Source organism: Escherichia sp. E2748 (assembly GCF_005781125.1).
In the GTDB taxonomy this organism is placed as follows: Bacteria; Pseudomonadota; Gammaproteobacteria; order Enterobacterales; family Enterobacteriaceae; genus Escherichia.
The window spans coordinates 17,345-29,824 of the sequence record NZ_VATP01000002.1 but is presented as its reverse complement, the minus strand read 5'-3'; the positions used below and the strand labels follow the sequence as shown (position 1 = coordinate 29,824).

Sequence of the window (12,480 nt, the reverse complement as noted above, 5' to 3'; positions counted from 1 at the left end):
CGACGCTGGCCGCGTCTTATCCGGCATGCATAAGAGTAGCCCGATAATCTTACGCATCGGGCGTTATCCTGATTATTTCACTTCAACCACATTCAGCCGCAGTTCATCCAGCTGATTTTCGTCTTCTTCAGGCTGCCAGCCCATCGGTTGTAGTGGGAGCTCTTCGCGATCAAACGCCAGATCACCGCCGTTAACCACTTCTGAACCGTGGGTAATACCTTTGAAATCGAACAGACTGGTATCGCACAAATGAGACGGCACTACATTTTGCATCGCGCTGAACATTGTCTCGATACGTCCCGGATAACGCTTATCCCAGTCGCGGAGCATATCGGCAATCACCTGACGTTGCAGGTTAGGCTGCGAGCCGCACAGGTTGCACGGAATAATTGGGAACGCTTTCGCATCGGCAAAACGCTGAATATCTTTTTCGCGGCAGTAGGCCAGCGGACGAATCACGATATGTTTGCCATCATCGCTCATCAGTTTCGGCGGCATCCCCTTCATCTTGCCACCGTAGAACATATTTAAGAACAGTGTTTGCAGGATATCGTCGCGGTGGTGACCCAGTGCGATTTTCGTGGCACCCAGTTCTGTTGCGGTGCGATAAAGGATACCGCGACGCAGACGAGAGCAGAGCGAGCAGGTAGTTTTTCCTTCAGGGATTTTCTCTTTTACGATCCCGTAAGTATTCTCTTCAACAATCTTATACTCAACGCCCAGCTTATCGAGATACTCCGGCAGGACGTGTTCCGGGAAACCAGGCTGTTTCTGGTCGAGGTTAACGGCAACCAGCGAGAAATTGATTGGCGCGCTTTGCTGCAAATTACGCAGGATCTCCAGCATGGTATAGCTGTCTTTGCCCCCGGAGAGGCAAACCATAATGCGGTCGCCATCTTCAATCATATTGAAGTCAGCAATGGCTTCGCCCACGTTACGACGCAGACGTTTTTGCAATTTGTTGAGATTGTATTGTTCTTTCTTACTAATTTCTTGATTTTGCGACATTTAATAGCGACTCAATTCGTTATATGGCATCAGAAAAGTATGCGTCATGCCGGAACGCCCAGCATAAGAAATCTGATATAAAAACTGTGGCGTGTATGGTACGGATTAGAGGGGAAAATGTCAGCACATTTGCGAAATGAATCAAAAAGCCCGCAGCGGTCTGCGGGCGTTAGTGTTAGCGCACGACCAGCACTGAGCACTCGGCGTGACGTACTACGGCAGCGGCGTTAGAGCCGAGCAGGTAGGTGGTGATATCCGGTCGATGAGAAGCAATGATTATCATGTGAGCAGGGATTTTTTTCGCCATTTCCAGAATACGGTCTTTTGGCGAACCTTCTTCAACATGGACATGCACTCTGTCAGTCGGCAGTTTGAATTTTTTAATGACTTTTTCCAGTTGCGATTTGGCTTCCGCTTTCAGGTCATCCATTGCCGGTAACTCTGCGGAATACGCTAATCCCAGAGAGGCATAGTAGGGTAGCGAAGGTATTACCGTCAGGAAATGAACCTCTGCATCATCAATCTTTGCCTCTGCCTCAACGTGGCTAATCACACGTTGAGTTAATTCTGAATCTGAAATATCGATAGGGACAAGAATCGTTCTGTTCATAAAACCTCCTGTTTTAGTATCCGCATAAAGTGTAACGCCAGATGACTCATTTTGTGTAATGACGGAGTTCACATTTTTAATTTAGATCAAGGGAGGAGAAATATGAAGAAAATGCCCGCCAAACGGCGGGCAGGCAAGATTAAAACTGGTATACCAGACCTAAAGCAACGATATCATCGGTAGAGATACCGTTCGCAGCGTAGAAGCTGTCATCATCATCAAGTAGGTTGATTTTATAATCAACATAGGTGGACATGTTTTTGTTGAAATAATATGTTGCGCCAACGTCGGCGTATTTAACCAAATCTTTATCGCCATCAGTACCGACTAAATCGTTGCCTTTAGACATCAGGAAGGAGACAGCCGGACGCAGGCCAAAATCAAACTGATACTGGGCAGTAACTTCAAAGTTCTGGGTTTTGTTGGCAATCGTATTTGCTGAATTGCCGTAAGGCGTCATGTTACGGGTTTCAGAGTACATGGTTGCAAGGTAGATATTGTTAGCATCGTATTTTGCCCCTGCCGTCCATGCGTCAGCCTTATCGCCTTTTGCAGTAGAGAATTCAGCCTGTTGGTTGGTACGATCAGAACTGGTATACGCAGCACCAATGCTCACCCCCATACCTAAGTCGTAGGTAGAGGAGATACCGAAACCGTCGCCATTGGCATTCTTAATATTACGACTGCCGCCGTTTGCAGTACCTTCTTGCTCATGACTAACCTGGTTTTCGTTCGCTCCCTGATACTGCACAGCAAAGTTCAGGCCATCAACCAGACCGAAGAAATCGGTGTTACGGTAGGTCGCGACGCCGTTTGCACGACCGGTCATATAGTTATCGGCTTTGGTATAAGAATCGCCACCGAATTCAGGCAGCATATCTGTCCAGCCTTCGATGTCGTACATCACACCATAATTACGACCATAGTCAAATGAACCGAAGTCACCAAATTTCAGACCAGCAAATGCCAGACGAGTCCAGGAGTCGCCTTTATCATTTTCAGAGCCATTAGCCTGAACGTTATATTCCCATTGACCATAACCAACCAGTTGATCGGTAATTTGAGTTTCGCCTTTAAAACCAAAACGTACATAAGTTTGATCGCCATCACTATTCGCATTATCAGAAAAATAATGCAGGCCATCGACTTTGCCGTACAGGTCTAATTTATTGCCGTCTTTATTATAAATTTCTGCTGCATGTGCAGCACCTGCGGCGAGCAGGGCAGGGATTAAGAGCGCCAGTACTTTGCTTTTCATTGAATAAATCCTTTAGTTATTTTATTTGCCTTAATTTCCCCTGTTTGGGGAATGAAAACATCCTAAAGGAGAAGTTCAGTTAGCAGATAAATATCATTTGTTACGCCTTAAGTAAAACCTTAATCAAATAATTCTATGGAAATAGTAATAAGTTTGATGAATGTGTTTCTGGGGAATCATGCAAAATAAAAATTATACATTTAATAAAGCATGGGTTATTCTGCGCGGGTTATATGCCTTTATTGTCACAGATTTTATTTTTGGTTGGGCCATTGCATTACTAATGTTTTTCCAACGAATAAAAAGACAAGCCCGAACTTTCGTTCGGGCTTTTTTTTGAATTGGATAATAGTTATCCAGAAAGGTTACTCGGTGCTATTTTTTTCCGCCTTTCCGGCCATTTGTGCCAGGAAGTCATAACGTTTTTGCAAATCAGCGGCGGCATCTTTCCATAACTGTTCGGCCACTTCCGGCTGTTGCGTGTTCAGACGGCGGAAACGCTGTTCATGAAGAAGCGTTTCTTCCAGAGCTTCTGAAGGCGGGCGGGAATCCAGCGCCAGCGGCAGTTTACCTTCATCGGCTCGACGCGGGTCAAAGCGATACAGCGGCCAGAAGCCAGTTGCGGTGAGTTGACGCATCTGGTCGTGACTTAATGCCAGGTCATAACCGTGCTCTTCACATGGGCTGTAAGCAATAATCAGCGATGGACCCGGATACGCTTCTGCTTCCTGTATCGCTTTCACCGTCTGGTTGAGTTGTGCGCCAAGAGAAATCTGCGCGACATAAACATGACCGTACATCATCATGCTAACACCAAGATCTTTGCGTGCTTTGCGTTTGCCATGTTCACCAAACTTAGTTACCGCGCCAAGCGGGGTGGCTTTCGATGCCTGACCACCGGTATTGGAATAGCATTGCGTATCCAGCACCAGGATGTTGACGTTTTCCGTCAGACTCAACACATGATCCAGACCGCCAAAGCCGATATCGTAAGCCCAGCCGTCACCACCAATTAGCCAGATTGATTTCTCCACCAGTGCATCTGCGTCACGCAGCAGTTCATGCGCTTCAGCCACATCTCTGAGTTGCTGGCGCAGAGCAGCGACTTGTTCGCGACGAACGTCTGGTGTGGCGTCTGATTTCAACGCAGTCAGTAACTCAGTAGGGATTTTATCAGCAAATTGATCCAGCAGACGCAGCACGCGGACACGGTGTTGATCGACTGTCAGGCGGAAACCAAGGCCGAATTCGGCATTATCTTCAAATAGCGAGTTCGCCCATGCCGGTCCACGACCGTTGGCATCAGTGGTATATGGCGTGGAGGGCAGGTTGCCGCCGTAAATAGAAGAACAACCAGTAGCGTTGGCAATCAACATCCGATCGCCATAGAGCTGAGTGAGCAATTTGATATACGGCGTCTCACCACAACCGGAGCAAGCGCCAGAATATTCAAACAGCGGAGTGATCAACTGCGAAGTACGAATATCAATACGTTCCAGTTTGCTGCGGTCGATTTCTGGTAAATTCAGGAAGAAGTCGTAATTGATTTTCTCTTCTTCCACATGTTCCAGACGCGACATCATATTGATGGCTTTGATCTCTGGATTTTGTCGGTCTTTCGCCGGGCAAACTTCTACGCACAGGTTACAACCGGTGCAGTCTTCCGGTGCGACCTGCAACACATATTTCTGCCCGCGCATATCACGAGATTTCACATCCAGTGAATGCAGGCTGGTCGGAGCGTTTTCCATCGCTTCGGGCGGTACGACTTTCGCGCGAATGGCGGAGTGTGGGCAAGCCGCGACGCAGTGGTTACATTGAGTACAGAGTTCCTCTTTCCAGATAGGGATCTCTTCGGCAATGTTGCGTTTTTCCCAGCGAGTAGTGCCCATCGGCCAGGTGCCGTCTGGCGGCAGCGCCGAAACGGGGAGGGCGTCGCCAAGTCCGGCGAGCATCGCAGCGGTAACCGTTTTGACAAAATCAGGTGCGGCATCAGATACCACTGGTGGACGGTTGGCACTTTGCGGATTTACCGGTTGCAGTGGTACTTCTTCAACGGACTCGCGCGCCAGCGCCAGAGCCTGCCAGTTGCGTTCCACCAGATCCTGGCCTTTGCTGCTGTAACTTTTGACAATGGCGCCCTGAAGTTCGGCCAGGGCGCTATCGCCAGGCAGAATTTGCGTCAGGTGGAAGAAAGCCATCTGCATGACGGTGTTAATGCGTGCGGCCAGCCCACATTCGCGGGCGATTTTCGCCGCGTTAATCACATAGAAACGCGCTTTTTTCTGGTTTAACACGGCCTGGACTTCCTGCGGCAGCCGCGACCACACTTCATCGGCGCTGTACGGTGTATTAAGCAGGAAAATGCCACCAGGTTTTAAACGCTCGGCCATTTGATATTTGTCGATAAACTGCAACTGGTGGCAGCCAACAAAATCAGCCTGGGAAATGAGATAAGCGGAACGAATCGGCAGTTCGCTTACGCGCAGATGGGAAACCGTCAGGCCACCCGCTTTTTTAGAGTCGTAAACAAAATAGCCCTGTGCGTACCACGGCGTGGAATTACCGATAATTTTGATATTGTTTTTAGTTGCGGAAACGCTGCCGTCGCTACCCAGCCCGTAAAAGAGTGCTTCCAGTTTTGCGGAGTTCGGCAGAGTATTTTCCGGCAATGGCAGCGACAAATTGGTCACATCGTCATAAATACCAACCGTAAAGCGCGCTTTCGGTTTAGCTGCGTTGAGTTCGGCGAATATCGCCAGTACACAGTCTGGGCCAAATTCTTTGGATGAAAGACCATAGCGCCCGCCAATAACGCGCGGCAGTGTTTCGCGCTCGCCATTATTAAAGGCTTCAGCCAGCGCCGTCATTACATCCAGATATAGGGGTTCTGCCTGCGCACCAGGCTCTTTGGTGCGATCCAGCACCGCCACAGTACGTACAGAGTTCGGCAATGCTTGCAGTAAGTGTCTGGCGGAGAAAGGGCGGTACAGGCGAACTTTTAGTACGCCCACTTTTTCGCCACGGGTCAGCAATTCGTCCACGACTTCTTCACAGGTGCCAATGGCAGAGCCCATCAGGATAATTACCCGTTCCGCTTGCGGATGACCATAATATTCAAACGGCTGATACTGGCGACCTGTAGCGGCAGCGAAATCAGCCATCGCCTGTTCAACATGGTCATAGACCGCGTTGTACCACGGGTTAGTGGCCTCACGTGACTGGAAGTAAGTGTCCGGATTAGCCGACGTACCGCGGATTACCGGATGTTCCGGGTTAAGTGCGCGAATGCGATGAGCATCAATTTCTGCCTGGGGCATTAGCTCAAGAATAGTGTCGTCGGCCAGTGGGACAATTTTGTTGATTTCGTGGGAAGTGCGGAAACCATCAAAGAAATGAATAAATGGTACGCGGCTTTTCAGCGTTGCGATGTGCGAAATGAGAGCAAAGTCTTGGGCTTCCTGCACGTTTGCTGCACACAGCATGGCGCAGCCAGTCTGACGTACCGCCATCACATCTGAATGATCGCCAAAAATAGAGAGCGCATGAGTGGCCACAGTACGCGCTGCCACATGCAGTACAAACGGCGTTAGCTCACCTGCCAGTTTATACAGCGTCGGGATCATCAGCAGTAAACCCTGCGACGATGTAAATGATGTCGAAAGAGCGCCTGTTTGCAAAGCACCATGCACAGTTGCGATAGCGCCAGCTTCTGACTGCATTTCAACCACACTAGGTGTATCTCCCCATACGTTCTTCAGGCCGTTTCCGGCCCAGGCATCAGCCTGTTCAGCCATCGTGGAACTCGGGGTAATAGGGTAAATGGCGATAACTTCACTGGTGCGAAATGCCACCGAAGCTACCGCGCCATTTCCGTCAATTGTGATCATACGACACCCTTACATTGCGCAAATGAGGGGCGCACGAAAAAGCTGCGCGCCCAGTAGTAATCTTTTAATTTTAGCAAATGGCTTTCTGCTGCATTTTCGCTTTTGTGTTCTCTATATCAGCGTAATGAATGTTTTGATCAAATCCCGGGCAAAAAAATAGCCACAAAATAGTAAAAAAACGTTGCAATTCACATACAGTTCTCGACGTAGCCGCCTGAGCTGCCTATTATTACGGCGGTTTCGTTGGACTTAAAGATTTGAGGAAGTAAAGATGCGAGTAATGTTGTGCGTAGGGGCTGCCGTTTTATTGTTGTCGGCGTGTAGTAGTGAACCTGTTCAGCAGGCGACCGCGGCGCATGTGGCCCCAGGTTTAAAAGCGTCAATGTCGAGTAGCGGAGAGGCAAATTGTGCAATGATTGGCGGTTCGCTTTCCGTTGCCCGTCAACTGGATGGTACAGCGATCGGGATGTGTGCATTGCCCAACGGCAAACGCTGTAGCGAACAGTCGCTTGCCGCCGGAAGTTGTGGCAGTTATTAATTCATTAAATCCGCCAGCTTATACGTTAATGTCTGTTTTGCGGTCGCCAGCGTTAACTGATTCGCGGTCAGATCCACTTGCGCACCTTCTTTCAGCATTTCGCGGATGGTGTTATCGAGTTCGTTAAGCTGTGGATTGGCACACCTCATACGAGTCATTGCCAGTCCTTTAACTTTTAGTTCGCCGTCCGAAAGTTTACCTTCGCCGCTAAAGCGGTTGCACATGTTGCCAGAAATCATCATCTTTTCACCAAAGCTGATTTCTGGTGGGTTTTTCTCGCTGGCAACAGGTTGACCATTTACACTTTCCAGTACGAAACGGTGATGCTGTAACTGTTCTGGCGTTACAGCAATTTTGTCATTACTTACACATCCCGCCATCAGCAGGCTTAGTGCGACTAGCGCGGCAACTTTCTTCATTTTAGTTCTCTACTTAAGGTATAAATTTGGTGCTGTTTGCCGAATACAACGCTGATTGCGTCTTATCCGTCCTTAAAACATATTTTAAGAATAGAAGATCAAATATCTTTGAGGATTATCTGAATAAGCTCCCCTGTATGACAGGGGAGCGGTGAGATTAAATCAGTTCGTTCGGGCAGGGTTCGCCTTTTTCCAGATTGCTCAAGTTTTGCAGCGTTGTCTGGGAAATACTGGTCAGGGCTTCTGCCGTCAGGAACGCCTGGTGTCCGGTGAACAGTACGTTATGGCAGGCTGACAGACGACGGAAAACATCATCCTGAATCACATCGTTGGATTTATCTTCAAAGAACAGATCGCGTTCATTCTCATACACGTCCATTCCCAGCGAGCCAATTTTCTGGTTTTTCAGTGCTTCAATCGCGGCTTGTGAATCAATCAGCGCACCACGGCTGGTGTTGATGATCATTACGCCATTTTTCATCTGATCGAACGCCGCCTCATTCAGCAGGTGGTAGTTCTCCGGCGTCAGCGGGCAGTGCAGGGAGATAACGTCTGATTCAGAGAACAAGGTCGGCAGATCGACATATTCCACGCCGAGTTCCAGCGCTGCTGCACTTGGATACGGATCGAATGCCAACAGGCGCATACCAAAACCTTTCAGTATACGCAGCATTGCCACACCGATTTTACCGGTGCCAATCACCCCCGCCGTTTTACCGTACATAGTAAAACCAGTCAGCCCCTCCAGAGAGAAGTTGGCGTCACGGGTACGCTGATACGCGCGGTGAATACGACGGTTCAGCGTCATCATCATACCAATCGCATGTTCAGCGACGGCTTCCGGATCGTAAGCCGGGACACGTACCACTTTGAACCCCAGCTCTTTTGCCGCGTCGAGGTCGACGTTATTGAAACCGGCACAGCGCAGGGCGATATACTTAACTCCGTGCTTTTTCAGCTCTTCCAGCACCGGACGGCTGCCGTCGTCGTTTACGAAAATACAGACTGCTTCGCAACCATTGGCGGTTTTTGCCGTTTTTTCCGTCAGCAGAAAGTCAAAAAATTCCAGCTCAAAGCCAAAGGACTCGTTCACCTGTTGCAGGTACTTTTTGTCGTACTGTTTTGTGCTATATACGGCGAGTTTCATAAGACTTTCTCCAGTGATGTTGAATCACATTTAAGCTACTAAAAATATTTTACAAAATTTAAAATTTAATTGAAAGTTATGGCGATATTGAAAATTCCAGGAACATCTATGCTTAGTGTAGGCGCAACCTTCAACTGAACGGTTAAACATGCCACAATACCTGTATTGACTGCTTAATTTTTCGCTAAATCAGGATATTAACTACCCATGTTGGGTAAATATAAAGCCGTTCTCGCGCTGCTATTACTGATTATTCTTGTGCCGTTGACGCTGCTGATGACGCTCGGGCTGTGGGTTCCCACGCTGGCGGGTATCTGGCTACCGCTCGGTACACGCATTGCATTGGATGAAAGCCCACGCATTACGCGTAAAGGTTTAATTATTCCCGATCTTCGTTATTTGGTGGCGGATTGCCAGTTGGCACACATCACCGATGCCAGTCTTTCGCATCCCAGTCGCTGGTTATTGAACGTCGGTACAGTAGAACTTGACTCCACTTGCCTGGCGAAATTGCCACAGGAAGAACCCTCGCCAGCCGTGCCGAAAACTCTTGCGCAGTGGCAATCCATGCTGCCTAACACCTGGATCAATATTGATAAACTGATTTTTTCTCCCTGGCAGGAATGGCAGGGAAAACTCTCTCTATCGTTGACCTCCGATATCCAGCAACTGCGTTATCAGGGCGAAAAAGTTAAATTTCAAGGCCAACTTAAAGGACAGCAACTCACGGTCAGTGAACTGGATGTTGCCGCCTTTGCAAATCAGCCGCCAGTAAAACTGGTGGGAGAATTTACCATGCCGCTTGTGCCGGATGGGCTTCCGGTAAGTGGTCATGCTACAGCAACGTTGAACCTGCCGCAGGAACCATCACTGGTGGATGCCGAGCTGGAGTGGCAGGAAAATAGTGGGCAATTGATTGTAATGGCTCGAGATAACGGCGATCCGTTGCTCGATTTGCCGTGGGAAATTACCCGTCAACAGTTGACCGTTAGCGATGGTCGCTGGAGCTGGCCGTATGAAGGTTTTCCCCTGAGTGGGCGGCTGGGTATCAAAGTCGACAACTGGCAGGCAGGCCTTGAGAACGCGTTGGTTAGTGGTCGACTGAGTGTGCTGACCCAGGGGCAAGCGGGTAAGGGTAACGCTGTGCTTAATTTCGGCCCAGGAAAATTAAGCATGGATAACAGTCAGATGCCGCTGCAACTGACCGGTGAAGCGAAGCAGGCAGATCTCATTTTATATGCTCGCTTACCTGCTCACTTAAGCGGAAGTCTGGCTGACCCAACGCTGGCCTTTGAACCGGGCGCATTATTACGCTCTAAAGGGAGAGTCATTGATTCGCTGGACATCGATGAAATCCGTTGGCCTTTAGCAGGGGTAAAAGTCACTCAACGTGGCGTTGACGGGCGCTTGCAGGCTATTTTGCAGGCTCATGAAAATGAATTGGGCGACTTTGTGCTGCATATGGATGGACTGGCGAATGATTTTCTTCCTGACGCTGGCCGCTGGCAGTGGCGTTACTGGGGCAAGGGCAGTTTTACCCCAATGCACGCCACCTGGGATGTTGCAGGAAAAGGTGAGTGGCAGGACAGCACGATTACGCTGACCGATCTCTCAACCGGGTTCGATCAGTTGCAATATGGCACGATGACCGTGGAAACACCGCGCTTAATTCTTGATAAACCCGTTGTCTGGGTGCGCGACGCCCAGAATCCGTCTTTTAGTGGCGCGCTTTCGCTGGATGCAGGACAAACACTTTTCACGGGCGGCAGTGTGTTACCGCCATCAACGTTAAAATTTAGTGTCGATGGGCGCGATCCGACGTATTTCCTCTTCAAAGGGGATTTACATGCTGGTGAGATTGGTCCGGTACGGGTGAATGGTCGCTGGGACGGTATTCGCCTGCGCGGCAACGCCTGGTGGCCTAAACAATCACTGACCGTATTCCAGCCGCTGGTGCCACCAGACTGGAAGATGAACTTACGCGATGGCGAGTTGTATGCCCAGGTGGCATTTTCTGCTGCGCCTGAGCAGGGCTTCCGTGCGGGTGGGCATGGCGTGTTGAAAGGTGGCAGCGCGTGGATGCCAGACAACCAGGTCAACGGTGTCGACTTTGTTTTGCCATTTCGTTTTGCCGACGGTGCGTGGCACCTGGGAACGCGGCGGCCTGTGTCATTACGTATTGCTGAGGTGGTTAACCTGGTGACGGCAAAAAATATCACTGCCGATCTTCAGGGCCGTTATCCGTGGACCGAAGACGAACCCTTGTTACTGACCGATGTGAGTGTTGATGTTTTGGGCGGTAACGTGCTGATGAAACAATTACGTATGCCGCAACACGATCCGGCGCTGTTGCGACTGAATAATCTCTCTTCCAGTGAACTGGTTAGCGCCGTCAATCCGAAGCAATTCGCGATGTCAGGGGCATTTAGTGGTGCATTGCCGCTATGGCTTAACAATGAAAAATGGATTGTGAAAGATGGCTGGCTGGCAAACGCAGGTCCCATGACTTTGCGCCTGAATAAAGACACCGCCGATGCAGTGGCAAAAGACAATATGACCGCAGGAACTGCCATCAACTGGTTGCGCTATATGGAAATTAGCCGTTCATCGACAAAAATTAATTTAGATAATCTCGGCGTGTTAACCATGCAGGCGACGATCAGTGGTAATAGTCGCGTCGATGGTAAAACCGGTACGGTAAATCTCAATTACAACCATGAAGAGAATATTTTCACGCTGTGGCGCAGTTTACGCTTTGGCGATAATCTCCAGGCATGGCTGGAACAGAATGCCCGACTCCCGGAAACTGGCTGCCCATCAGGAAAAGAGTGTGAGGAAAAACAATGAAAATAGTGATAGCCGCGTTCGCGTCCTCTTTTATGTTGGTTGGCTGTACGCCGCGCATTGAAGTGGCTGCACCGAAAGAGCCAATCACCATTAATATGAACGTTAAAATTGAGCATGAGATCATTATCAAGGCGGACAAAGACGTTGAAGATTTGCTCAAAACCCGTAGCGATCTTTTTTGAGGTAATGATGAAAAGAACATTACTCATAGCGGTATGGATTATTGGCCTGGTGAGCAGTAGTGCGATGGCATTAACCCTGAATGAAGCCAGAAGTCAGGGGCGGGTAGGTGAAAGGCATAATGGCTACCTTGCGGCTATAAGCACTGATCCGGAAACACGCGAGCTGGTAGCAAATATCAACCAAGCACGGAAAGAGAGTTATCAGAAGCTCGCTGAAAGCCATAATATCCCATTGGAGGAAGTGGCGAATCTGGCAGGGACGAAGCTGGTGGAAAAGGCAAAACCAGGTGAATACGTGCAGGGCATAAATGGTATGTGGGTACGGAAATAACATACAACGGTAGTTCAAACACCATTTGGTAGTAGTCGGTGAAAAATAGGGTATTAGTTCACAAGAGCATAGTGCACTGTGTCGCTGCAAAGGAGAACATCGATTACACCGACATTCCTGAGAAAAAGATGAATGTCTTAAAGGAGATGCGTTCGCAACTATAGTGAATTGCTTCCCATTAAATAAATCATCTCAATCAATATTGAAAGCTTATAATATTCTTTTTGTGAATTTAATATCGAGATCTTTA

General features: G+C 49.0%; 10 protein-coding genes. 4 read left to right on the top strand and 6 right to left on the bottom strand.

Annotation, left to right across the window (positions count from 1 at the left end; genetic code table 11):
• Positions 1-72: 72 nt before the first annotated feature.
• The 4 genes from ttcA to nifJ all read right to left on the bottom strand — a co-directional run bounded on the left by ttcA (position 73) and on the right by nifJ (position 6,766).
• A complete protein-coding gene (ttcA, locus tag FEK42_RS04780) occupies positions 73-1,008 on the bottom strand; it encodes a tRNA 2-thiocytidine(32) synthetase TtcA (RefSeq protein ID WP_135492407.1) in 936 nt (311 codons plus the stop codon).
• A gap of 175 nt (positions 1,009-1,183) precedes the next feature.
• Complete coding sequence (gene uspF / locus FEK42_RS04775; protein ID WP_130260872.1) at positions 1,184-1,618, bottom strand: universal stress protein UspF; 435 nt, start codon at positions 1,616-1,618, stop codon at positions 1,184-1,186.
• Between the two features lie 139 nt (positions 1,619-1,757).
• Positions 1,758-2,876, bottom strand: a complete 1,119-nt coding sequence (gene ompC / locus FEK42_RS04770) for a porin OmpC (RefSeq protein ID WP_130208757.1) — start codon at positions 2,874-2,876, stop codon at positions 1,758-1,760.
• Between the two features lie 365 nt (positions 2,877-3,241).
• Positions 3,242-6,766: a pyruvate:ferredoxin (flavodoxin) oxidoreductase gene (nifJ, locus tag FEK42_RS04765; protein WP_135492409.1), complete on the bottom strand. Its 3,525-nt coding sequence runs from the start codon at positions 6,764-6,766 to the stop codon at positions 3,242-3,244.
• A 271-nt stretch (positions 6,767-7,037) separates the two neighbouring features.
• Between nifJ and FEK42_RS04760 the strand changes: the two genes are divergently transcribed.
• Positions 7,038-7,304 (top strand): DUF333 domain-containing protein, encoded by a 267-nt coding sequence (locus tag FEK42_RS04760; protein WP_064527363.1) that lies wholly within the window; start codon positions 7,038-7,040, stop codon positions 7,302-7,304.
• Here FEK42_RS04760 and hslJ read toward each other — a convergent pair.
• Both hslJ and ldhA read right to left on the bottom strand, forming a co-directional pair.
• Positions 7,301-7,723, bottom strand: a complete 423-nt coding sequence (gene hslJ, locus FEK42_RS04755; protein ID WP_135492411.1) for a heat shock protein HslJ — start codon at positions 7,721-7,723, stop codon at positions 7,301-7,303. The two genes, FEK42_RS04760 and hslJ, sit on opposite strands and share 4 nt — an antisense overlap.
• A gap of 157 nt (positions 7,724-7,880) precedes the next feature.
• Entirely contained in the window at positions 7,881-8,870 is a 990-nt protein-coding gene (ldhA, locus tag FEK42_RS04750; protein ID WP_135492413.1) for a D-lactate dehydrogenase, read from the bottom strand.
• A gap of 207 nt (positions 8,871-9,077) precedes the next feature.
• Here ldhA and FEK42_RS04745 point away from each other — a divergent pair, with 207 nt between their 5' ends.
• From FEK42_RS04745 to FEK42_RS04735, 3 genes are read left to right on the top strand one after another with little or no spacing between them, the layout of a single operon-like run.
• Positions 9,078-11,717 (top strand): YdbH family protein, encoded by a 2,640-nt coding sequence (locus tag FEK42_RS04745; RefSeq protein ID WP_135492415.1) that lies wholly within the window; start codon positions 9,078-9,080, stop codon positions 11,715-11,717.
• A complete protein-coding gene (locus tag FEK42_RS04740) occupies positions 11,714-11,899 on the top strand; it encodes a YnbE family lipoprotein (protein WP_000706310.1) in 186 nt (61 codons plus the stop codon). The genes FEK42_RS04745 and FEK42_RS04740 overlap by 4 nt, the downstream gene beginning before the upstream one ends.
• Positions 11,900-11,906: 7 nt before the next feature.
• Positions 11,907-12,230, top strand: coding sequence for a YdbL family protein (locus FEK42_RS04735; RefSeq protein ID WP_135491304.1), 324 nt, complete (start codon positions 11,907-11,909; stop codon positions 12,228-12,230).
• The last annotated feature ends 250 nt before the right edge of the window (positions 12,231-12,480 follow it).

Excerpts from the sequence above, each read along its gene's own strand:
- nifJ (WP_135492409.1), bottom strand. The coding sequence starts at position 6,766 with ATGATCACAATTGACGGAAATGGCGCGGTAGCTTCGGTGGCATTTCGC.
- ldhA (WP_135492413.1), bottom strand. The coding sequence starts at position 8,870 with ATGAAACTCGCCGTATATAGCACAAAACAGTACGACAAAAAGTACCTG.
- FEK42_RS04760 (WP_064527363.1), top strand. The coding sequence starts at position 7,038 with ATGCGAGTAATGTTGTGCGTAGGGGCTGCCGTTTTATTGTTGTCGGCG.
- uspF (WP_130260872.1), bottom strand. The coding sequence starts at position 1,618 with ATGAACAGAACGATTCTTGTCCCTATCGATATTTCAGATTCAGAATTA.
- ompC (WP_130208757.1), bottom strand. The coding sequence starts at position 2,876 with ATGAAAAGCAAAGTACTGGCGCTCTTAATCCCTGCCCTGCTCGCCGCA.
- FEK42_RS04745 (WP_135492415.1), top strand. The coding sequence starts at position 9,078 with ATGTTGGGTAAATATAAAGCCGTTCTCGCGCTGCTATTACTGATTATT.
- FEK42_RS04735 (WP_135491304.1), top strand. The coding sequence starts at position 11,907 with ATGAAAAGAACATTACTCATAGCGGTATGGATTATTGGCCTGGTGAGC.
- ttcA (WP_135492407.1), bottom strand. The coding sequence starts at position 1,008 with ATGTCGCAAAATCAAGAAATTAGTAAGAAAGAACAATACAATCTCAAC.
- hslJ (WP_135492411.1), bottom strand. The coding sequence starts at position 7,723 with ATGAAGAAAGTTGCCGCGCTAGTCGCACTAAGCCTGCTGATGGCGGGA.
- FEK42_RS04740 (WP_000706310.1), top strand. The coding sequence starts at position 11,714 with ATGAAAATAGTGATAGCCGCGTTCGCGTCCTCTTTTATGTTGGTTGGC.